General features: G+C 56.9%; 15 protein-coding genes. 5 read left to right on the top strand and 10 right to left on the bottom strand.

What is annotated here, in order from left to right; genetic code table 11:
- Positions 1 to 114: 114 nt before the first annotated feature.
- The 3 genes from K227x_RS01220 to K227x_RS01210 form a co-directional block, all read right to left on the bottom strand.
- Positions 115 to 3,153, bottom strand: coding sequence for a secretin N-terminal domain-containing protein (locus tag K227x_RS01220; RefSeq protein ID WP_145177056.1), 3,039 nt, complete (start codon positions 3,151 to 3,153; stop codon positions 115 to 117).
- A gap of 265 nt (positions 3,154 to 3,418) precedes the next feature.
- The gene (locus K227x_RS01215; protein ID WP_246146424.1) at positions 3,419 to 4,456 is read right to left on the bottom strand and encodes a cytochrome c family protein; all 1,038 of its coding nucleotides are present in this window, start codon (positions 4,454 to 4,456) and stop codon (positions 3,419 to 3,421) included.
- Position 4,457: 1 nt separating this feature from the next.
- Positions 4,458 to 5,522 carry a hypothetical protein gene (locus K227x_RS01210; RefSeq protein WP_218933676.1) on the bottom strand — a complete coding sequence of 355 codons (1,065 nt, stop codon included), beginning with the start codon at positions 5,520 to 5,522 and terminating at the stop codon, positions 4,458 to 4,460.
- Positions 5,523 to 5,730: 208 nt separating this feature from the next.
- On the opposite strand from K227x_RS01210, the gene K227x_RS01205 reads away from it, so the two are divergent.
- A complete protein-coding gene (locus tag K227x_RS01205; protein WP_246146423.1) occupies positions 5,731 to 7,251 on the top strand; it encodes a glycoside hydrolase family protein in 1,521 nt (506 codons plus the stop codon).
- A 783-nt stretch (positions 7,252 to 8,034) separates the two neighbouring features.
- Positions 8,035 to 8,262, top strand: coding sequence for a hypothetical protein (locus K227x_RS30135; RefSeq protein ID WP_218933675.1), 228 nt, complete (start codon positions 8,035 to 8,037; stop codon positions 8,260 to 8,262).
- Between the two features lie 892 nt (positions 8,263 to 9,154).
- On the opposite strand, the gene K227x_RS01200 is transcribed toward K227x_RS30135, so the two are convergent.
- Entirely contained in the window at positions 9,155 to 10,312 is a 1,158-nt protein-coding gene (locus K227x_RS01200) for a dipeptide epimerase (protein ID WP_145167702.1), read from the bottom strand.
- Positions 10,309 to 11,502 (bottom strand): C40 family peptidase, encoded by a 1,194-nt coding sequence (locus K227x_RS01195; RefSeq protein WP_246146422.1) that lies wholly within the window; start codon positions 11,500 to 11,502, stop codon positions 10,309 to 10,311. Before K227x_RS01195 ends, K227x_RS01200 begins: the two co-directional genes overlap by 4 nt.
- Positions 11,503 to 12,086: 584 nt before the next feature.
- Here K227x_RS01195 and K227x_RS01190 point away from each other — a divergent pair.
- Together K227x_RS01190 and K227x_RS01185 are read left to right on the top strand one after the other, a co-directional pair.
- Entirely contained in the window at positions 12,087 to 12,488 is a 402-nt protein-coding gene (locus tag K227x_RS01190; protein ID WP_145167700.1) for a hypothetical protein, read from the top strand.
- Between the two features lie 23 nt (positions 12,489 to 12,511).
- Entirely contained in the window at positions 12,512 to 12,805 is a 294-nt protein-coding gene (locus K227x_RS01185; protein WP_145167699.1) for a hypothetical protein, read from the top strand.
- A gap of 586 nt (positions 12,806 to 13,391) precedes the next feature.
- On the opposite strand, the gene K227x_RS01180 is transcribed toward K227x_RS01185, so the two are convergent.
- The 4 genes from K227x_RS01180 to K227x_RS01165 all read right to left on the bottom strand — a co-directional run bounded on the left by K227x_RS01180 (position 13,392) and on the right by K227x_RS01165 (position 19,578).
- Positions 13,392 to 15,248 (bottom strand): hypothetical protein, encoded by a 1,857-nt coding sequence (locus K227x_RS01180; RefSeq protein WP_145167698.1) that lies wholly within the window; start codon positions 15,246 to 15,248, stop codon positions 13,392 to 13,394.
- A 331-nt stretch (positions 15,249 to 15,579) separates the two neighbouring features.
- Positions 15,580 to 16,329 (bottom strand): hypothetical protein, encoded by a 750-nt coding sequence (locus tag K227x_RS01175; RefSeq protein ID WP_145167697.1) that lies wholly within the window; start codon positions 16,327 to 16,329, stop codon positions 15,580 to 15,582.
- Between the two features lie 132 nt (positions 16,330 to 16,461).
- Positions 16,462 to 18,270 carry an adenylate/guanylate cyclase domain-containing protein gene (locus tag K227x_RS01170; RefSeq protein ID WP_145167696.1) on the bottom strand — a complete coding sequence of 603 codons (1,809 nt, stop codon included), beginning with the start codon at positions 18,268 to 18,270 and terminating at the stop codon, positions 16,462 to 16,464.
- Between the two features lie 54 nt (positions 18,271 to 18,324).
- Positions 18,325 to 19,578: a BaiN/RdsA family NAD(P)/FAD-dependent oxidoreductase gene (locus tag K227x_RS01165; protein WP_145177051.1), complete on the bottom strand. Its 1,254-nt coding sequence runs from the start codon at positions 19,576 to 19,578 to the stop codon at positions 18,325 to 18,327.
- A 335-nt stretch (positions 19,579 to 19,913) separates the two neighbouring features.
- Between K227x_RS01165 and K227x_RS01160 the strand changes: the two genes are divergently transcribed.
- On the top strand, positions 19,914 to 21,056 hold the full coding sequence (locus K227x_RS01160; protein WP_145167695.1) for a fatty acid desaturase family protein: 1,143 nt from the start codon (positions 19,914 to 19,916) through the stop codon (positions 21,054 to 21,056).
- Here the strand turns inward: K227x_RS01160 and treZ are convergent.
- Positions 21,053 to 22,858, bottom strand: coding sequence for a malto-oligosyltrehalose trehalohydrolase (treZ, locus tag K227x_RS01155; protein WP_145167694.1), 1,806 nt, complete (start codon positions 22,856 to 22,858; stop codon positions 21,053 to 21,055). The two genes, K227x_RS01160 and treZ, sit on opposite strands and share 4 nt — an antisense overlap.
- Between the last annotated feature and the right edge of the window lie 83 nt (positions 22,859 to 22,941).

Genomic DNA, 22,941 nt, shown 5'->3' with positions numbered 1-22,941 from the left:
GAAGCAAGACAGCGGTCGGATACGGCACGCAGTTTAGCACACTTGTGCGGCAGACCGTCAGGACCGATGCGGCGCCGAATGACAGTTCACACCAAAACTATTCTCGCATCCTGGTCATTGCGATGAATCATCACCGCCGCCGCTTGGGCGTCCACGTCCGCCTGGGCTCCGTCCACCCTGGTTCGGGCTGCCCGTTGCTGGCGAACTGATATCCGAATCCGCGCCAGAGGTCGTGCCCAGGGCCTGCAACGCAGCCTTCAGCCGGTCACCGTTGATCCCGCCCGAAAGCTCGACCACCTTGACTTCACCTTGGGGCATCGCAGCCTGGTCAAGCTGGTCGATCATCTCGGCGACCAATTCCAACAACGGTTCACCTTCGGCGCTGACCAAAATCGTGTTGCCAACCGTGTCGACGCCAAGCGACAGTTTTCCCTTGAAGGAAAAATCGGCGCCACCGCCATCACGACCACTTTCGGCGTTCTGCAGCTCGCTGCCGGACCCGCCTCGACTCTTCGATACACCCGCCTTATCCGCTGCACCGCCTCCTTGGCCGCCACCTTTGCCACCGACAAACGTCTTGTCATTGCTGCTTAGCAAATCACGATACGCCTCTTTGACGGTTTCCGCAAACTTGTCGGCCTTTCCATACTTCACAGCGACCAATCGAGTGAACCGAGCTTTGCGTTTGTTGACAGGTTCCATCACATCCCAAAGTTCAATCAGTTCAGTGATCGTCCGCAACTGCTCGCCACTGGCTCCGGTGACAACCAACGTATTGGTATCGATATCGTCGACGAATCGCAGCTTGTTGCCCTTCCCTAGACCGGACGGACCGTCGTCTTTGTCCTCATCACCGCTGCCCCAAAAGTATCGATAGAACCGGTCCGATTCGGAATCGTCGTCTTCCTCCAAGTCCTCGAAGTATTCCTCTAAATTCAAACGCATCCAAGATGCCGATGCATGATGAATATGGAAAACACGGTAGGGCCGCTTGGGAGGTGCGATCTGAAGCATCAAGTTTTCCAGCCGATCGAGTGCCTCGGTATCGGGGCTGACCAAGACCAGATTGCCCTGCGCATCCAGTTCGATTCGAATCGGCGCTGGTGTCCCGGGCGTTGGCTTCGCAGTCTTGGATTCGGTGCCGGTGCTAGCAACCCCCGGCTGAGGAAATCGGCGATCGAAATCTTTTGACGACCGAATCGGCGGAACATTTTGGTCCGAAGGATCGGCATCATCCAACACCTGAACCATCGTCATCTGATTCGGCGACGTTGGCTGGGCGCTGGCCACCGAACCGTCTTCGGCAACAGGCCGGGTCGATGGTTCTGGTGACGATGGTTCCGATGACGATGGTTCAGTCGACGATGGGTCGTCATCATCTTGCCCCGGTTCGTCATCATCGGTGTCATCACCTGCATCTGCATCCGCGTCGTCCTCGGGCCTTTCGTTCGGATCGGCAAACTGGTCTTCGCCAGGGATTTCCAAAGGATTCGGCGACAAACGACTCCACTGCTGACGAAGTCGCTGCAGGTACTCGAACGTTTCCGGCGTCGCCGACGCATCCATCAGGCGAACCGTCTGAGGATTCCCGCCCGCTGGTGGAAGTTCCCCCAGCTTCACCAACAGCGATCGGACCTCGGCCATTTCACGCTCATTCGCCCACAACAGGATCTGGCGATTCCTAGCGTTGGCGGAAACACGAAATTCGTCTTTCTCTTTCTTGGCGTCGTCATTGCCGCCGCCAAAGTAGCCGTAGTAATACGAAGACCGACGATTGCTTTGTTGATCGTCTTCGTCATCTTTTTGGCCCATCAAGAACGCGATCGATTCTGCCACTTCGGCCGGGTCCAAACGGCGCAGCGGCATCACTTCGAACTTGCGGCCAGTACCGTCTAGCCGTTCCAACAATGACGTGATGATGAATCGGTCGGCCGCCGAACCGGACACGATCAGCGCATCGTTGTCTTTGTCGACACGGATCCGCGTCGTCGGTTCTAGAACGTTCATCTCGCTGACGATCTCGACCAGTTTCTCAGGATCCAGCGACTCCGTCCGGAACACTTGAACTCGTGACTTGACGTCTGCAAGGGACATCATGTCATCGCGGGGGACATCGACGCGTCGGATGAACTCGGTGGCAATTGCGATTCGATCGGCGGGCGCGCGGATGATGACGGAGTTCTGTCGCACGTTGGCAACGATCGAAACGTCGTCCTTCTTCTCCGCCGGCGGTGCACCTTGGTTGTTGCCCCGCTGCTGAGCCATCATCTGGATCTGCTGGGGCGTTAACGGCACCGCTTTCTTTTTCTCGACGCCCAAGAACTGTTCCAGCATCAATTTGGCTTCTTCGGCCGGCAAGTACCGCAGTTTGAACTCGGGCGCCAGCGACTCACGCGACACATTGTCCAACTCCCGCGTCAGCAGTTCGTAGACCTGCTGCAGATTGACCGCGGCATCCATCGCTTCGATCCGATTGGTGGTCGTCAGCGCGGTCAATCGACCGTTGCTGCTGATCATCGGCTTCAATTCTTCGGATAGTTTTTCGGCCGACAACCACCCGACATCCAGCGACGTACGCACAAACGAATGCATCGGAAGATCAGGCAGGTTCTTAGGCGAAACCCGCGGCACGATGGCCGGGTTGATGCTCTCGGTTTTGGCGACGGTTAGCCCACCGTCGATCTCCAGCAGCGTGTAGCCGCGTGCCAACAAATAGCGATTGAACAGATCACGCGTCTCGGCGACGGTGTAACGTCCCGGCGATCGCATGTTGACTCGGTCGCCCGGCAGTTCCAACCAATCTAATGGCACTTCGGAAATATCGGCCAACCACTGGACCAACCCGACCCATGGCTGATTGCGAAATTCAAAGGCGACTTTGCCGTCTTCGCCGACCATCGTGTTGAATTCGTCGGGATCGGATTTGTCGTCCAAGGTTGAATCGCGGCGAATGACCTTTGGCGCCGATCCCGCGTCACCGTCTTTCTTTTTGCCCTCGGCATCGGCCGGCTTGCCATCTTTGCCTTCGGGCGTGGCGGCATCGCCCCCCGGTGGTTTGGCCGGCGGTTTCCCGGGTGCGCCGCTTGGACGCTGCATGCGGACGGTCTTGCCGTCGGCAGTGGTGACGACGACATCATCGGCCGCCACATTCATCGACGTCACGGCCGGAATCCCGACCAAGAACGCGAAAATCAAAGGCGCACAGAGGCCTGGACGGCGGGCGCAGTTGGGCATGGAAAGCAAGGACGCACCGGAAGGCGAGAGACAAGACGCGACAAATCAGACATTCAGTATGAATTGCCGCAGCCTGGAATACAAATCTTCCTAGAACCCCGCAAAAAGCCCCCCAGATCGCAACCCCACGGCACCCACCGGGGGAATCCGCCGGTGTCAGCATGCGGGGCCCCAACCCAGCGACCTACTTGTATCGCTTCGCCGACGGAATGAAGGTGTCCAGAGATTCCAGGGTCGCCCCGTCGGTGATCTCGGCGAATCGGTACCCCAGTTCGGCGACGCGATCGGCTGCCTGGATCAATTCGGCCTTATTGTTCAGCTTCAAAGTGACTCCCGCGAATACCGCGACGACCTGGTCCAATGTCGGCGAATTGATCTTCGCGGCCACGCTTTTCAATCGGGCGCCTGCACGAGCACCTCGCTTGGCAACGGTGACCCCGTAAGTCGCTTTTTCGGTCGCGACGGCCGTCGCCCGAAGGCTGGATTCTAGTTCCGCGATCATCCCGGCCACAAACATCACGCGAATCCGTTTGGGATCGCTGACGTCATTCGACTTGCCATCGGAGCGGACAAAGTTGTGCCGAATGGTTCCCTGGCTCCAAGATACAAATTCAAAATCCAGACTACCCGGCGAGTGACCACCAACGTTCACCAACTGTTCATCGGCGGTGGTGTGACAACGCAGGCAGCTTTGGGCAACGGCGTACACGTTGGCGGGATTGCGCATTCCGGCAGAGACAGATTTGGCGATTCGCGCCATCCGATGTTCCGGCGTTTCGCTAAGCCGCGTGATTCCTTCGCCACCATAGTCTTGATGCACATCAACCCAATGCTTCGCCGCGCCGTGACACGATTCGCATGACACGCCTGCCATCACATGCGGACTGCCACCGGGCTGGGCCTGTTGCGTGTAGTGGCACGCCACACATCGCCCTTCGTTCTTGATCGATTGGAGTCCCAGCTTGGATGCGATCTGCTTGGCTTCGGGACGGCGATGCAGTTCGTCGAAGGTTTTTGCGTGCGGAGTGTTTTTCCAGACTTGAATTTCGGATGCGTGACACTTCACGCAAGATTCATTCCCCAACACGGATGCGGGATCAGGCGGTGCGGCAATCGCAGGCGACGAGTCCGCCGAAGCCGAAAACGTCTTTGCGACTACATCCGATGCCATTGCAAGAACAATGACAAACGTCGCCAAGGTACAGAAATACGGTTTCAACATTTTAGGTCTCCGTCGCATAAAGCGTGGTCGGACAAGGCATAAAGGGAACGTAGGGAACGGGCGTGCTGCCGTCCTGGGAATGGATCGGCCGCGTTGCATCCGTTGGTGTGATGCAGCGAGACGAAACGGGATCCAAACGGAACGTCGGATCAACGGCTTGGGCTTGGTCATGGCGTTCGTCGGTCAGACAACGACAAGCACTTGCCAATCGCCCCATCCCTCGTTTGCACCAAGCGCCAACCCCGTGTTGATCGATCGTGCCGTCTTCAGCGATCGACAATTTTGTGTCCATGAACTGCCGCAGGATGTCGTGTCCGGCAACCATCGATCGATTCCGCAGCCAAGTTTCGTCGACGTAGCGAGTCGTGATCGAAACGCTCAGCGAATCGCCGACAATCGATCGACTGGGCTGATGCGGTGACACCGCAAACATCTGTCCCGCGTCCAAATCAATCAGGTCACAGCAGTCATCCATGGCCGGTTCAAAGTAGCACGACACCGATCGGTCACCGGATCGGTACAGTTTTCGTCCGATCGCGTTGGGATCGATGGCCGTCCCAAGGAACGGATATTTTCGTATTTGCTGGCTACCGCGGACCTGCCAACGGATGCTCGGACGCGAACCGATCGACAGGTACGCTTGTGTATCAGGGGACCGAATTTGCACATCACATTGATGTGACTTGGTCGCACCCAGATGTCGACACTCGCTGTATTCATCGATCAAACGGTCCGTCATCGACCCCAAAAACGGGACGTGTCGGTGCGCGTCTTTCAGGGTCAACACCAGTTGCCCGCCGCGCAGTATCTGAATCAAATCCAGTCCGCTTCGTGTCCCTGGATCGCAGTATTGCAGTTCGCTAGGGTGCGACGGATCGGTTCCCGTCATGGTGATCTCGATCGCCGATCTGGGATAGCGATCAATGATCGACGCCAACCCCAGATCTGTGAATACCGATAGTTCGCCCAAACGGTGATCCGTCGTGACGACGTCGCCCGCCCGAGGCAGTTCTTCGCGGTGATTCCAACGCATCAGGTAGCGAGGAAGTGTAGGAGACATTTTCATCAAACGCCGTTGCAATCCGGATGACCGACACAAACAAATGGGGGAAAGGCAAATCGGACCGCCGGACCGTCCGCTTATCTAAAACCTAGGTCAGTATCAGACCGCTGACTCGCATTTTTTGAAGCCAGGATGTCGCGGTGAAGCCAAGGCCCCCAAAGACGACGAGGATCGTTGCGTCACAGCACGATACGCGTCGGGAGGAAGAGCTATGCTGTGGGTAAAAATCCCAAACGAGGTTCCTTACAAAATGCGTGTCTTCGCTGTTGCGGTCTGCCTGTTACTGCCTTCCTTGACGTTCAGCTCCATTTCACCGTTGCGTGCCAGCGATGACGTGATCGATATTAGCAGTCGTCGTGAACTGATCGTCGATCGTCTGCTGATCGACAACCTCCAAAACATTCGCCTGGTGCTCAATCGCCCGCGTGATGAAGGCGTGGCCTTGCAGTTCGATCAGCCGTGGGAAGGGTTGTTCTGCGGATACGCCACCGTGATCAAGGACGGTGATCTGTATCGACTGTATTACCGCGGCAGCCCGAAAGTTGGCGTCGATGGCAATCCCGGCGAAACGTACTGCTATGCCGAATCCAAAGACGGCATCCAGTGGACGAAACCCGAATTGAATCTCTATGAGTTCCAGGGCAGTACAAAAAACAACATCGTCTTGGCCGACGCTGCGCCGGTGACCCACAACTTCAGCCCCATGCTCGATTCACGTCCCGAAGTACCTGCCCAGGAACGGTTCAAAGCGATCGGCGGGACGATGACCAGCGGTCTGATCGCGATGGTTTCACCCGATGGCATTCACTGGAAAAAGTTGCAGGAGGAACCGGTGATCGCCACAGAGAGTGTTCCGTACAACTACATGTTCGATTCTCAGAACGTTGCGTTTTGGTCCGCGTCTGAACACAAGTACCTGTGTTACTTCCGCGTCTTCGAAGGCGGGATTCGCCGCATCTGCCGATCGACCAGCGATGACTTCTTGAACTGGTCCGAACCCACGTTGATGGAATACCGGCACGATGGCGGCGAGGCTCCCATCGAACATCTCTATACCAATCAAACGCATCCCTATTTCCGTGCTCCGCATTTGTACGTCTCGGTTGCCGCTCGCTTCATGCCGGGGCGGCAAGTGCTGTCCGACGCACAGGCCGACGCGATCAACGTTTCACCGCAGTACTTCAAAGACACTTCCGATGCCGTCTTGATGACCTCGCGCGGCGGGCCGTTCTATGATCGAACATTCCTAGGTGGATTCGTTCGCCCAGGAATCGGTGCACAAAACTGGGTTTCGAGAACCAATTATCCGGCGCTCAACATCGTGCAGACAGGTTCGACGGAGATGTCGGTCTATCTGAACCAGGACTATGCACAACCCACCTCACACCTGCACCGATACTCAATGCGACTGGACGGGTTCGCGTCGGCTCAGGCCCCGTATAGCGGCGGCGAACTATTGACGAAACCGCTGACGTTTTCCGGTCATGAACTATCGATTAACTTTGGAACGTCGGCTGCCGGCAGTGTCCGTGTGGAGATTCAAGACGCTTCCGGAGAACCGATTCCCGGCTTCGCTCTATCCGAAACGGTGGAACAGATCGGAAACGAAATCGACCGCGTGGTCACCTGGAAGCACGGTAGCGACGTCACACCGCTGTGCGGAAAACCGATTCGGCTGCGATTCGTCATCAAGGACGCTGATCTGTATTCGTTTCAATTCGATGACGAATAGAAATCCGTCAGGAGCGCAAAGTGCATTGGATAAGGGATGGATTGCGATTTGAATTCCGAAAGATTGTCGTCCATCAGGCAGGAATGATTTGGCGATAGCGCCATGAGCCGGCGGGGCGATAGCCCCGGTTGAGTGTAGGAACCGTGGCTATCGCCAAGCGGCTCATCTGGTGAAAGAATCAGGGCTGTCTGCTTGTTCCTGCACCGAACTTAAACTCGAACTTAAACTCGAACTCGAACTTTTCCTCCACACCCAAAACACGCGGGATGGTGGGTGCGTGGTTTTTGAAACGGAGAGGAAGTTCGAGTTTAAGTTCGAGTTCGAGTTTAAGTTTTTGAATATCGATGTAGGAACCGTGGCTATCGCCAAGCGGCTCATCAAGTGGAAGAATCCGGGCTGTCTGCTTGTTCCTGCACCGAACTTAAACTCGAACTCGAACTTTTCCTCCACACCCAAAACACGCGGGATGGTGGGCGCGTGGTTGTTGCGACGGGGAGGAAGTTCGAGTTTAAGTTCGAGTTCGAGTTTAAGTTTTTGAATATCGAAGCAGGAACCGTGGCTATCGCCAAGCGGCTCATCTGGTGAAAGAATCCGGGCTGTCTGCTTGTTCCTGCACCGAACTTAAACTCGAACTCAAACTCGAACTCGAACTTTTCCTCCACACCCAAAACACGCGGGATGGTGGGTGCGTGGTTGTTGCGACGGGAGGGGAAAGTTCGAGCTCGAGTTCGAGTTCGAGTTTAAGTTTTTGAATATCGATGTAGGAACTGTGGCTATCGCCAAGTGGAAGAATCCGGGCTGTCTGCTTGTTCCTGCACCGAACTTAAACTCGAACTCAAACTCGAACTCGAACTCTTTCTCCACACCCAAAACACGCGGGATTTTGGGTGCGTGGTTGTTGCGACGGGGAGGAAGTTCGAGTTTGAGTTCGAGTTCGAGTTCGAGTTCGAGTTTAAGTTTTTGAATATCGAAGCAGGAACCGTGGCTATCGCCAAGCGGCTCATCTGGTGAAAGAATCCGGGCTGTCTGCTTGTTCCTGCACCGAACTTAAACTCGAACTTAAACTCGAACTCGAACTTTTCCTCCACACCAAAAACACGCGGGATGGTGGGTGCGTGGTTGTTGCGACGGGAGGGGAAAGTTCGAGTTTAAGTTCGAGTTCGAGTTTAAGTTTTTGAATATCGATGTAGGAACCGTGGCTATCGCCAAGCGGCTCATCAAGTGGAAGAATCCGGGCTGTCTGCTTGTTCCTGCACCGAACTTAAACTCGAACTTAAACTCGAACTCGAACTTTTCCTCCACACCCAAAACACGCGGGATGGTGGGTGCGTGGTTGTTGAAACGGGGAGGAAGTTCGAGTTCGAGTTTAAGTTTTTGAATATCGATGTAGGAACTGTGGCTATCGCCAAGCGGCTCATCAAGTGGAAGAATCCGGGCTGTCTGCTTGTTCCTGCACCCAACTTAAACTCGAACTCAAACTCGAACTCGAACTTTTCCTCCACACCCAAAACACGCGGGATGGTGGGTGCGTGGCTGTTGGGACGGGAGGGGAAAGTTCGAGTTCGAGTTCGAGTTTAAGTTTAAGTTTTTGAATATCGATGTAGGAACTGTGGCTATCGCCAAGCGGCTCATCAAGTGGAAGAATCCGGGCTGTCTGCTTGTTCCTGCACCGAACTTAAACTCGAACTCAAACTCGAACTCGAACTTTTCCTCCACACCCAAAACACGCGGGATGGTGGGTGCGTGGTTTTTGAAACGGGGAGGAAGTTCGAGTTTAAGTTCGAGTTCGAGTTTAAGTTTTTGAATATCGATGTGGGAACTGTGGCTATCGCCAAAACGGATCATCTGGTGAAGATCCCAATGCTTGGCTGTTTGTTGGCGACTAGCATCGAAGCGGCTTGAATCAGACGTCGCGTTTTCGGATTCCAATGCCGGGCAAATCGTTCAGCGTCAACTTACCCTCGATCACCTCCACTCCTTCGTAGAGATCATTGGTGATCAGCAGGTTCCCATCCAGGTCGGCCCAGTCCACCAGCGGCGACAATTGTGCGGCTGCCGATACGGCGCAGGAGGTCTCTGTCATGCATCCAATCATCACCTTCATGTCCAGTGCTCGGGCGACGGTGATCATCTTCTGAGCCTCGCGCAGCCCTGTGCTCTTCATCAGTTTGATATTGATGCCGGAGTAGACGCCCTGGAAAGCAGCGATGTCGCCTAGCCGCTGAAAGGCTTCGTCGGCGATGATGGGTAGGGGGCTGTTGGCTGTCAACCAAGTCAAATCGGCGACCGCAGTTTTGGGGAGCGGCTGCTCCACAAACTCAGTGCCCTGTTCTGCCAACCAGTGCACCATGTCCAATGCCTGATGCTTATCGCTCCAGCCCTGGTTCACATCCACATAGATGGGCACGTCCGTCACCGAACGCACGGACTGGATCATTTCCCGGTCATTCCCTCCGCCCAACTTGACCTTCAACACCTTGAATCGGGCAGCCTCTGCTGTCTTTTTCTTGACCATTTCCGGGGTGTCGATCCCGATGGTAAAGGAGGTCATTGGTGTGTTCGCCGGATTGATTCCCCACAATTTGTGAAGCGGCTTGTCGACCAACTTGCCAATCAGATCATGCAGGGCAATGTCGACACAGGCCTTCGCCGCTCGGTTGCCTTCGTCCAGCGAATCGACGTACGCCAGAATGTCATCCAACAGAAAGGGGTCCTTGAACTGGTCCAACTTCACCTTGCGAAGAAATCGGATCACCGACTCCTGGGACTCGCCCAAGTAGGGAGGCATCGATGCTTCGCCATAGCCGGTGTGTCCCTCGTACTGAATCTCCACAAGCACCACGGGAGTGGTGTCCCGGGAGTTTCCAGCGACGGTAAAGGTGTGTTCTAGCTGCAGTTCATAGGGCCGGAAGCTGAGCTTCATTTTCCCGCTACCGATCACCGCCGGCACCATCGCGGGGGACGCGTCCTTTTCTTTTGCAGCGCACTTGGTCCACGGAAGTGCGGTCGCCAAGGAAGCCGTTGCTAAGCCTTTCAGAAAGACTCGTCGTTGATTCTTCATTCTGTGCTCCCGATGATTTCTTTGTAAAAGGCATTCTCTGGGATGGGCCGAAAACCATCATGCGGTTCGCCAACGATCCGGACAGCTTTCACGAATATCGCGGGGTAGCTCTCGATGAAATTGGCTTGGGTGCTGTCCATGCTATTGATGCTGACGCGTTCCCGATAACCGGCTGAATGAATGTATTGCCCATCACCGATGTACATCGCCACATGGCTTACCTTCTGTTTCACTTTCCCCGCTGCCTTCCTGCCAAAGAATAGCAGATCACCTGGCTGCAACGCGTCCGCGACAAAGTCGGTCGTCAGTTCCCGGCCGACTTGGGCCTGCATGTTTGCGTCCCTTGGCAACTGGATCCCGTTCATGAAATAGACGTTGCATATCAGTCCGCTGCAATCGATGTTTTTGGACGAGGTTCCGCCCCACAGATAAGGAATTCCATGAAACTTCAGGGCTGTTTGAACAAGACGTTCCTTCATCGTCTGTTGATGAAAGACCGCAACTGCCGGAAGAAGATCGCCGCTATCCACCCACCCCAGACGCCCATCGGGGTAACGGATCTGGGTGAACCCAGACTCCTCTGAAACCTTGCAAACCATGTTCCCGATGACCAGGTCGGACATCGGAATCGAGTTCACATCCGGGTCACTGTAGGACCGTCCCGACTGGACCGTATAAATGACTTTCTCTGCATCCCTATAGGCGTCCAGTTCCGCCTGATCAACACGATGCAGCTCCGCAGCGTTCACCCAGCCGAGGTATCCGTCGGGAACTTGGATCAGACTCTTGCCGCTCTCTGTTTTCAGAATCCGGACAGGCGTGCCCAGCAAAGCCTGAGTCACAAGTTCTTTGGTGCTGCTGGGTTCTCGGCGCAAATGGATCACCGAATTGTTGACCAACGCATTGACCAACGATCCGGTCTGGTCTTCGGGAAGCAGGACCAGCTGATTGTCGACATCTGGATACCGCTTCTGAAGCGCCCGCTGAACAGCATCCATCGCTTCCTGGCTGGACAGGTTTCCTCGCACCTGCCAAGTCCCTTGTGCTTCATGGACATGAACATCCCACAATTCGATGCGAGTATCCGGTGCATGCGTTTGGCGCACCGATTCCAACAGACCATTCAGTTCGGAAACGGTAGGCGTCGATTCGGTAGCAAACGAACAAGCGAGCAACAGCAGCAGGATCATCAAGGTTCTTCCGCGAATGGGATGGCACATCCAATCACCCCGGCGTGGCCCTTCGGCAAGCTAGCGAGGTGGATTTCTGAAAGGCACGAAACGGCTGCGTCGATGGCGTGGCCTGAATCAACCGGTGCCGAGCGGTAGGATCTGCGTGATCCACGCCACCGCAGCCTGAGTCCGTTCTTCCAGGTCGAATTCTACTTGAAACAGACGGCGAAATCCGTCGCACTGTAAAAAGCGAAACGTCGAGTGCCGTTCCAGAAGGTCACATCCCAGTGCTGGACCCGCCTTTTGGATTCGAAAGATGTCGATCGTTGATGGTCGCTGGGCTCCAAACCCGTCTGGGCAGCTCTCCCTGGGCCGCTCTTGATGCTCGCCGTTTGGGCGGTATCGAACACAGCTTGGTTGGATCGACGATGCAGTATCCATCGATTGCTTCCCTGTGGACCACCTAGATTTTGCAGAACAAGTCGACAGGAATACCTTCGCTGTTTGATCTGGCCTCGTCGGCTCGGTAAACTGACCAACCGTTCAAACCGTTTGCTGATGTTTCAGACGGGACGTAAACCCTCTCGGTTGTGCGGACAAAATTGAAACGCATAACAATCGGATGTTTGGTTTGCCTCTTCATCATGCTGTTGGTATGCAGCGGGCGTTTCATCATGCTGTCGCGGGCGCGACGCGCCTTGCCATGGACCGCGACGGGCGTCCAGGAGCACTACCAGGATTCCCGATTCGGTTCCGACTTTCAGCGCTGTCTGCGGGCACGCATCAACGAATCGGACTTTGACGCGTTCGCCAAACGCCTTGACCTCACTCGCACCTACGGCGCTGACGACGAAAGTCTTCCGATTTCGTGGACCGCATGTGACGCAACTTGGTGGACGCCACCTAGGTCACTTGTCGGCGCCCGGTTTGAACACGACGGCGACTACTATGCGATGGCGGCATTCCACGATGGACACGTCTATTTTGTGGCAATGGGATGGTGACGCGAACAGTCGACCGTAACCAAATGAACGCGAAGCCGCAGTTTGGTCTGCGTGCTTTCATAGCGGCGACCACATTCCTTTGCTGTTTCTTGGCTGGCGTCTTCCGCAACGTTGATGCATTGCGATCCGATTGGCCGTCGGCTGCCATTGCGACCGCCAGAACCTACGCGATTTTCTGGCTCTGCGTTTTGAGTGCCACCATCATCCTGATGCCTGTTCTCTACCGCCTTCGCATCTATACGATCGCCTGGATTTTCATGGTGGCGGCATGCTTGCTGATGCTCGCGAACTTCTTGCTTCCGCTTGGCCAACTTTAACGCGACAACCGTTGCCTAATGATCCATGACGCTAGTTGCAGCGTGATTTCCGGTGCACTTTGGAGACGGGCATGGGTACAATTCCACTGAATGTAGAACCAACCTATTGCTTCGTGGCGGTGATCCACCATCTTTCCTAAGCTGCTGCGAAGCAGGACGACAGGAAGGATTGGGCAGCACCTCGGTTGAACCTAGCAACCGTGGCTGTCGGGCCGCTGATTTGTCGAACGTTCAACGCAGTGATGAGGCAATGGGAAATTCCCGGCCGCTCACGCGTCGCGGCTCACACAATCAGCCGGCCGCGATGCTTGCTGATCCCAATGACTTTCTAAGAGCATGCGACGTGGTCAATTTCCATGATCCTGCGGTGCTGCGGCTTGCAAAAGAACTTGCAGGCTCCGATGTGCTTGAAAGATTTCGCGACCTGGGATCAGGCCCTGGACCATCTACCGGATGCACCGGCCACCTGATCTCGTCCTGGGCCATGCCCAACTCGGCCAGACGGTCCCGACGGGGAGACGTGACGACCAGGCTGGAATCCTGGGCTACGTGGTAGGGGCGAATGGTGCAAAGCGACGATGTGCGATTAGTTGATCGCGGCGACGCCGATGGACAACCAACCGTCTTTGGCATCGATGACTTCGGGCCGATAGGAACGCCCACGAAGTGCTTCCATTTCGACAGTCGCAGGGACGGTCAGCGTGCGGTCCAGCAGGACTTCGGGAAACACTTTTGCGAACTTGTTCTGGATCGTCCGCTTCAAACCGGCCTGACTAACCGACAATCGGTTTCCCGAACCGGGGAAGGTAACCTCGACATCGTCTTTGCGTAGCAGCAACATCGTGCCATCTTCGGTACGAGCCGGTTCGTAGACGGCGGTGATCTCCATCGTTCGCTTCAGTTCACGACTTCCTTGGGCGAAACGTGTCCCCCGGACTCCGACTCGCAGGGTCTGGTCTCGGGCTTCGAAGATGACCGGGCGAAGACGTGCAAAGGTGATCTCGAAGGGTTCTTCATCGTCATCTTCGGCACTTTCGTCCTCGGTCGCGGCAACCGGCTTGGGGTCGATTTTCAAACCAGTGTTTTCGACGAATCCGGCCAACTCTCCCTCGCGAAGCGTTCGACCGGCCAACATGGGCATCACCGCATTGTCGATCGCCGATTCGTGAATTTGAACCGCCGCGTCAAAGGCGTTGCTGATGAACGGCCGCGAAACCACGGATGCCAACTGATCGCTTCTTCGCAGCGTGGAATCAATGAACAGTTCCTGATCGGTGGATCCCAATGTGCGGGTCGGTTCGTCCAAGGACAACCGTTTCAGGATTGGCCGGACCTTTGCCAATACGTCGGGCGCGGTTATCGCGGACGCTTGGTCAGTTTCTTTCACAAACTGGGCACCGACTTGCGTGCGAAGTTTTTCGACGGCAATGCGGTCGGCCCCCGGCTTCTGTTCGGCGGCCTTTTTGCGAGCGATTCGGCGTACCAGACGCATCCGGTGCTCGATTGCATCGATGTTGGTGCGAAGTGATGCCTGCACCATCGCCGGATCGGCAGCCACACCCGATTCGCGGATGTGCAACACACGACTGACATAAACGCTTCCGACACCCGAGGTTCGCAGCACAACCGGACCGTTGTAGCCGGTGTTGATGCTGGACACGCACCCGGTCAACGCAACTTGAATCTGGAATTCCCCCAGTGCTGGGACCAGGTCTGCGGTTACAAAACCGTTCAACGAGGCGTTCCCGACGATGCGGGTGCCAAGGATGCAATCGCGGACTGGTCGAGTTTGATCGACGGCTCGGTTGACCAACGACTGGACGGTCGATTCGCCCACCAGCACCGCCATGTTGGGTCGGCCGAATCGGTTGCGAACCGACTGGACCACATCATCCGCTTGCCCCGACGACTTCAGCAGGCCGATCACGGCCCCCAAAGTCGATACATCATCGGCCGACGGGCTGTCGTCCATTTCGCGAATCTTTTCAGCGATCGCTGTCATCTGCTTGGCGACCAGGTCCTTCGCGCGATCCGGATCACGCAGCCGCACCGCTTCGATCAATTGCTCAAGGTCGGATCTAAGATTCCTTAGCACGGTCAGTTCCAAACCGGGCGTCGTCCCCACCAGACGGTAACGCATGTCGATTGCCTCGCGAGCGGCGGCAACGGCGGAATCCTCGGTACCAAGGATGTCACGCAGCGGGCCAAAATCGAGGTACTGCAGCCACGCGGCCGCGTTTTCCGCATCGGTTTGACGGACCAAAAATTCCTCGGCCTTGGCCATGCTGGCCGACACGTTTTGACTGGCCTCGTCCAATCCCGGAAACTTGTCCGGATCGACATTGGCGGCGGCATCGTCCATTTGCTGCGCAAGTTGGTCACGTTCCGACGCGGACCACTGAGCCTGCAAGACGCTCGGTGCCCCGACGAAAGTAGCTGCCAACGCAAAGAATGTAGGTGCAAGAAGTGGGCCGACGCGATGCATTGAAAACCAGGAATGCGTGGATCAGTCAAGAGAATCGGATTGCACACGTTGGGCAACCTAGCGGACATTCTAGTCTTATCCGCCGGTTCGCAGAGTGGGCAGAGAGCGGAAAATCACCATCGCATGCGAACACCGCGAATTTGGAGGCTTATGCCGCTTGATGCCGGATGCCCTTTTATCCCGGATGCACTGCTGAACCCGGATTTAACGTTCACGGGCCCCGGATTCAACGCTGACGGGAATGGGACAATGCGATGCGCCCCACACGGTCACCGGTCGGGCGCGACCGTCAGGGCAAGCTGGTGATGCTGTCACAGAATTGGTCGATTTCGGACTTGATCGACGACTTGGTAGGGGGCGAGATTGCGATCATCCCGACCTGAACCCGCCCGTCGGTCCAGCGCCCGATTCGGCGCGGATCCACTTGATTCCAAGTCAACGGCAGCGTGCCACCGACGGTATCAGCGATCTCGACATGCATCCGCTGGCTAAACGCGGTCCAACGCACCTTCGGCGACGACGCAACGGTGACCGCTGAATCGGATGCCAAGACAGGCGACTTCGGCTGGTCCGGCGGCGACGAATCTTTGGCAGAGTCCGGCCCCTGTGGTGATTCAGAATCCGAGGCTTGGTCCCTGGCCATTGGATCCGGGCCGACAGCCGGAAACAGTTGAACGATCGAACCGCTGGATTGGTGGACAAACGTGGGCCGCAGTTCACGGTCGTTGGACGTTCTGGACAACAGTTCCCATCCGTCGGGCAGCCGCACCTGCACACCCAACAATTCGAACTGCTGGATCGGTTCGCGATGGCGAATCGGAACCCAGCGACCATCCCCGATGTAGTTCAGCACGGTTGCCGAGGGTCGATCTCGCAGCCTTTCCCGAACGCCCAACATCGCCACGCCAGCGATCATGACCCAAATGACCGGAGTCAGCTTCAGCCGGACCAAACGCCGAGGCGTGCCGGAAAAAGACTGGGGATCGGGCGGTTCACTGATCCGCGAAGTGTCGGGTTGTTGATCCGATTCGTTATCCACTGGGCGCAGCGGTTCCGGCAATGAAGAAACAGGCGGCGGAGTACGTGAGGGTCGCGACACGAATCGGTGGAGCAGTCAAAACAAAGCGAAAAGGAAGGAAACCGAGCGGGAACGAAAGGGCTTCGATCCGCACTACAGCTTGGGCATGTCGATGATACCCTCCCATCCATCGGGCGGAATACGATTGTGCCTCAGAATCGTTGCCAACAATGCGTCCTTGGGTCGATCCCAGGCTGGCAACGAATGCAGCATTTCGTAGGCCTCGTCCCACAGTCCTTCGTTCAGACGGTCCAAACTGTCTTCATAGATCTGGATATGTTCTTCGCTCAACGAGGGCTGCGAATCGTCGTAGGGATCCAGCAGTTCGTAGATATCCACGGGAGTCTGGAACCCGGCCGGCCGAACGCGTGCCAAGCGACGTGTCCGAAGATCGACCGGGGATGCTTGGCGGATCGCCTGGGCGGTTGCCGAATCGATCACGATTTCGGCGCCAAAGGCTTTCGTGATGCCCTCCAATCGCGCCGACAAATTGACCACCGGTCCGAACGCCGTCACCTTCACTTGATCGACGGTACCGATTCGACCGGCCACCGCACGACCGCTAGCGATCCCAATCCCACAACGGAATCCGCCGGAATCGGAATCACGTCGATAATCGCTGCGGATCTGAGCCGCCGCGGTCGCCGCTCGAATGGCGCTGTCCTCTTGTTTCAGTGGCCAGCCCCAGAATCCCATCGCGGCGTCACCATGGAAATCGCCGATCACGCCGTCGGTGTCCAGGATGTGCCGCGTCATCACGCCCAACGCATCACTTACACGGGCCAACAGTTCCAACAGGTCATGCGAATCCTGTTCGCTCCGCCGCGAGAACCCGCGCAGGTCACAGAACATGACCGAAAGGTCCGCTTCGCGAGGCTTCAGCACTTCGTCGGGATCGCGACCAGCCATGGCTTCCATCACCACCGGTGCAAAGAAGTGTCTTAGTTCGGCTTGGCGACGTTGCAGGCGACGACTTTGTCTTAGGTTTGCGATCGTGGTCCCCACCAACTCGGCAAACTTGACATCGTCTTCCAGGTCATCTGGGGCCGCACGCATCGATTCGTTCAAATTGGCCGGACCGTCAGCGATCAACTGACCGCTGACATACAACGCCCATCCGGGACAGGCCTCGCTGCGCAGCGGAACACAGAACGCCCAGTCAACTTCGTCGCTAGCCGTGAACGCGACCGCCCCGCTTTGGTGCGACGACCAGAGGTGCAGCACGCTTTCTCGCCGCGAGATCGCTGAATGGACCAAACGCGTACTGACCGGCGTTTCACCACGCGCGAATGTTCGCGTGTCGTAGTGCAAAATATCGATTTCGGGACTCTCGTCCCCCACCGGCTGGTGAGCCGCGACGATGGCGACCGCCGATGCCGACGGTGTGGACTGCAACAGGACGCCCGTCACCCGGACCAGCAATTCGTCGTCGCCATGGCTGCCGGTGATCAGATCCGGCAAGCGGCTTAGCATCTCAATTCGGGATGCCGCGTCACGAAAGTGTCGTCGCCGCAACAGCATGTGATCGAACGAGTGTTCGGTGACGTCACCGGCGTCGGTTGGCGAAACGGCCACTGGTGCCCCGGACGTCCCCGGCCGATTGGCTAACGTGAACGTCGTCTGACCGATCACAAAATGGTCGCCCGCCACCAACGTGAATCGATCCGTCTGTCGTCCCTGATGGAAAACCGGATTCTGCGCACCGGTGATCACTTGCACTTCGATCCGATCGTCGGAAAGCGATCGGATGCGGACATGGCTGCGAGAAATCTGTGAATCCCACGGAACATCCCAATCGGCACCGGATCGGCCGATCACCGTTTCGCCACCGGCCGTTGGGCTGGGCAGTTCGTGTCGCCATCGCTGGTCGCTGGTCGGGCCTTGGGCAATCAGATCAGGCATTGGCACAACAGGTGGATGAAGGTGCGATTGAAGATTCGTGGCGGAACAGGCTGACTACCCATCCCCAGCGGCGGCGATCGCGGCTGCTCTTCCGGTCGCGAACGCGGCTTGAAAGTTGTAGCCGCCGATCCAACCGTCAACATCTAAAACTTCGCCGGCAATGAACAGACCCGGACAGATCCGACTTTCCATCGTCTTGGGATTCACTTCTTTCAGCGAAACGCCGCCGGCCGTCACTTCCGCCTTCGCGAAGCCACGAGTCCCCGACACGGGCAACGGCAATCGCTTGATACTGTCGATCAGTTGGCGACGTGTCGCAGCGGGCAGCTCGGCGACGCTGCGATCGGCCCCGGCATGCAGGACCAAGGCATCGGCCAAACGGTTGGGCAACCACTGTGACAACACGGCCGCCACCCGTCGCCGTCCGCCATCGGATTGGCGGTCCGAAAACGTCGACTCCAAAGTGTCATCATCGACCTCGGGCAACAGATCCAATTCTAAACTGGATTGCTTCATCGATCCGGCCGCGGTCATCACGCCGCTGACGTCCATCGCCGCAGGTCCCGAGAATCCAAAGTGAGTGAACAACCAGGATGATCGTCGGGCGATCGCGACCTGTTTTCGCTTTCCCCCGGCCGGCCGAACGGTGGCGATGCAGTCGTCTAGGGTGATCCCGGACAATTGATGCATCCACGGCGTGCCACCGACCAAGGGCACCAACGCCGGTCGCGGAGAAACGATCGAATGCCCCAGCGCCGACAACCACTGATAGGCATCCCCGGTGGTACCGCAACCGGGCCAGCTTTTTCCGCCCGCCGTAACGATCACTCGGTCCGCTTCGATGGAATCGGTTTCCGTGTGAACGGTCCACTCGTTTTGCCCGTCGGCATCGGTTGCCGATCGGGTGACATTGGTGACGGCCGCCTGCAATCGCAACTTCACTCCCGCGTCGATCGCCATCTGGTGCAGTGCGTCGCGGACCTGAATCGCACGATTGCTTTCCGGAAAGACCTTCCCCGTCGATTCGACCTTAGTGGCGACGCCAGCCTGGTTGAACATCGCGACCACGTCGGGGGGCGGGAACGCACCAACACTGGGCTGCAAAAATCGCTTGGCGTGCCCGAACGCCTGGCAGATTCCTCGTGCGTCGGTGTCGTGAGTGATGTTGCAGCGGGTGCCGCCCGACATCAAAATTTTGACGCCTGTTTTCGTATTTTTCTCTAACAACACGACGTCGGCGCCGCGGCGGCACGCTTCGGCGGCGGCAATCAAACCGGCCGCACCGGCGCCAATCACGACGATTCGCATGAACTTTTGTACGGTTAGTGGTTCGAACAGGGATCCAAGACTTGCCGCGATCGACAAAATTTCGGCTCGCCATTTTGACAGAGCCTTTAAAATTGGACTCGCAATTACTGTGATCAGCAACCAAGTCGATTCCAGAAACTGGACCGTGATTCCGATAACCCCCATAGTGGGCCTGTGCCCGCAAGGTGCGGCATGCTGGTTGAACCGGGTCGCCATCAACGCAGACGACGTTGACCGGCACCGAATCTAGCCGATGCTGGACCGTTGATCCCAAGCCCCTCAACTGCGTCACCCCAGGACGTTTGCCCGCCCCTTTCTATTGCTTTCATGATGCCATGACTTCCAAAGGTCTACCGCGATCAAACTTTTCGTTCTCTCAGGCTCGTTCGCTGATTGGCGATTTGAACCAACCCAATCCGTGGATCTACTGGACTGATTTTCTGGTCTCGGTCCTGATCGGTCACGTCGCGATTCAATTGATTCTGGCGATTCCCCAGCGGTTCCCAGATGCGTGGTGGGCTTGGCTGGCGTCGGGGCTGTGTTACGTCATCACAATCGTGATGTACATGCGGGCGTTGATGTTCATCCACGAACTGGTCCACCTGCCCAAGCACGGATACACCGGTTTTCGAGTGGTCTGGAATCTGTTGTGCGGCATTCCTTTTTTGGTGCCGTCGTTTCTGTATTATCCGCACGTGGATCACCATCGACGCAAACACTATGGGACCGAGCACGACGGAGAGTATTTGGCGCTGAGCCACCAAAGTCGTTGGCTGATCGTCGGCTTCGTTGCTCAGGCGTTGGTGATTCCGTTCCTAGGCATCGCGAGGTTCCTTTTGATCAGCCCGGTGTGCTGGTTGATCCCCGGCGCCCGCCAATGGGTCCACCGGCATGCGTCAACGATGTTGGTGGACCCCAGCTACGAACGCACCGATGCGTCGCCCAAGCTGATGCGAACGGTCGTCTTGCAAGAGGCGTGTTGTTTCGTTTGGTGCGTCGTCTTGTTGTCCGGACACTGGTTTCTGACCGGCCAGTGGTTCAACCCGTTCTGGATCGTCGCTTACGGCGTCGCCCAAGGCCTGCTGGTCATGAACGAAGTCCGCACGTTGGGTGCTCATCGGTGGACGAACGAAGAAGGCGAGATGACCTTCGAAGAACAGTTGCTAGACACGGTCAACTATCCCTATTCGCCGTGGGTCAGCGAGTTGTGGGGACCGGTTGGCACACGCTACCACGCGTTGCACCATTTGTTTCCTCGGCTGCCCTACCACAACCTGGGCAAAGCGCACGCTCGGCTAGTCGAAGGCCTGCCCCCGGATTCGATTTATCACCAAACCATCGCGACCAGTTTGACCAGCGAGATCATCGCTCTTTGGAAGCGTGCCAGCGAACAACCGGGCAATCGACCATCTGCCCGCGAATCGAAGTCGCAACCGGCGCTGGCATCCACCGCGAACCGATCGCCGCAAGCCCGCTAGGCGGTTTCGGACTTCACGAACACCTTCGCGTGATTGGGCAACAATTGTCCGTCGTCCGGCAGGCCACGTGAATCCAAAACCAACTGGCCATCGGATTGGAATACGATCGCGTCGGTTGCCGTCGGATCATCGCACAATCGCACCGCCACCATCGCGGATTCCAGATCGTTTTGGTAACGCAACACGAACAGCCCCTGGTCCAGGTCGGATTCGATCGAAACGCGATCGCTGCCGATCAATCCGCGGCTGATCCACGCACGTCTTTCGGCGATCAACGATCGATACCAATTTCGCATCACTGAATTGCCAGCACTGGCCGGGCCGATCTTGGCCTGATGAAAGGCTGCCTCGTCGACCGGCGACGCACCGCCCGACCAATCGTGTTGTGGATATTCACGGCGACGCCCCGCGATGACAGATTCTCGAAGTTCCGCGTCACCAAAATCGACAAAGAACCCAAAGGGTTGTTCGCAGGCAAATTCTTCCCCCATGAACAACATGGGAATCCCGGGCGACAGGATCAACAGCGTTGCCGCGGCGGCCTGCGTTTCCAGCGAAGTCAACTGATGCAGTCGCTTGCCCAACGGATGATTGCCGACGAAGTCGTGGTTCTGAATGTTGTAGATCAACCCGCTGGTATCGACACGCGGGCCAATCTGGCAACGCCCCCGTTGATCCACCAATGTCCCCGCGTAGACGTATCCCATCCGCAGAACTTGGTCCAGGTCCGTCTTGGGTTGATAGCTGCGATGACACAGTTTTTCGCCCGGTCGGACAACGGCAAAGAAACTGTGCAGAAAATCATCGCTCCACTGCGCATCAAATCCGCAGCCACCTTGGTCAGTCGGCACCAACATGGTTTCGTCATAGACGTTGGATTCGGCGATCAAGAACGAATGCCGAACGTTTTCAGCAGACCAACGACGAATGGCATTGCTGATCTCGATCACAACGTGCTGGTCGCTATCGTCTTCCATGCAGTGGATCGCATCGACTCGCAATCCATCGATATGAAACTCGTCCAACCAATAGATCGCATTGGCAACAAAGAACCGTCTCAGTTCGGTGGCATGCACTGCGTCGTCAAAGTTCGGCGCCGATCCCCACACCGTTTGGTGCCGATCCGAAAGGTACGGCCCTGATTGGCCCAAGTAGTTGCCTTCGGGTCCAAGGTGGTTGTAGACAACATCCAAGATGACCCCGATTCCCCGTTGGTGGGCAGCATCGACCAAGCGGCGCAGGTCGTGGGGTGGACCATAGTTGCGATTGGGGGCAAACAGGTTGACGCCGTCGTAGCCCCAATTCCATCGGCCTGCGGCATCAGCCACCGGCATCAACTCGATCACATTGATGCCAAGTTCGACCAGTTCATCAAGCCGGTCGATGGCTGCGGCAAACGTGCCCTGGCTTGTGAATGCGCCGACGTGCAACTCATAAATCACCCAATCTTCACGGGCCGGCATGGCCCACCGTTGGTCGGACCAATCCAATGCATCATCGACCAGCGCACTGGGACCGTGAACTCCGTCGGGCTGGTAACGTGATGCAGGGTCGGGACGGTCGGGACCACCGTCGAAACGATAGAAGTAGCGTTGTCCGGCTTTCACATCGGCAATCTCTGCGACATGGTAACCGCCGCTCGTCCGCTGCATCGGGACCTGACGATCGGAATCGGGCAGGTACACTGCGACCGTATCACAGGTGGGTGACCAAACACAAAAACGTGCTCGATCACTGGCAATCAACCGGCCCCCCAAAATTGGATGCAGTCGGGTCGGCGAAAGAGAAGCTACGTCGATCATGGGTGCAAATCCGTTGCCGGAAAAAATGGTTAAACTGTGCTGCTAACTTCATCCACGTCGATGCAGCCGACAACCCCGGTTGA

This window comes from Rubripirellula lacrimiformis (assembly GCF_007741535.1).
Taxonomy (GTDB): Bacteria; Planctomycetota; Planctomycetia; order Pirellulales; family Pirellulaceae; genus Rubripirellula; species Rubripirellula lacrimiformis.
This window is presented reverse-complemented; position numbering and strand designations above follow the sequence as displayed.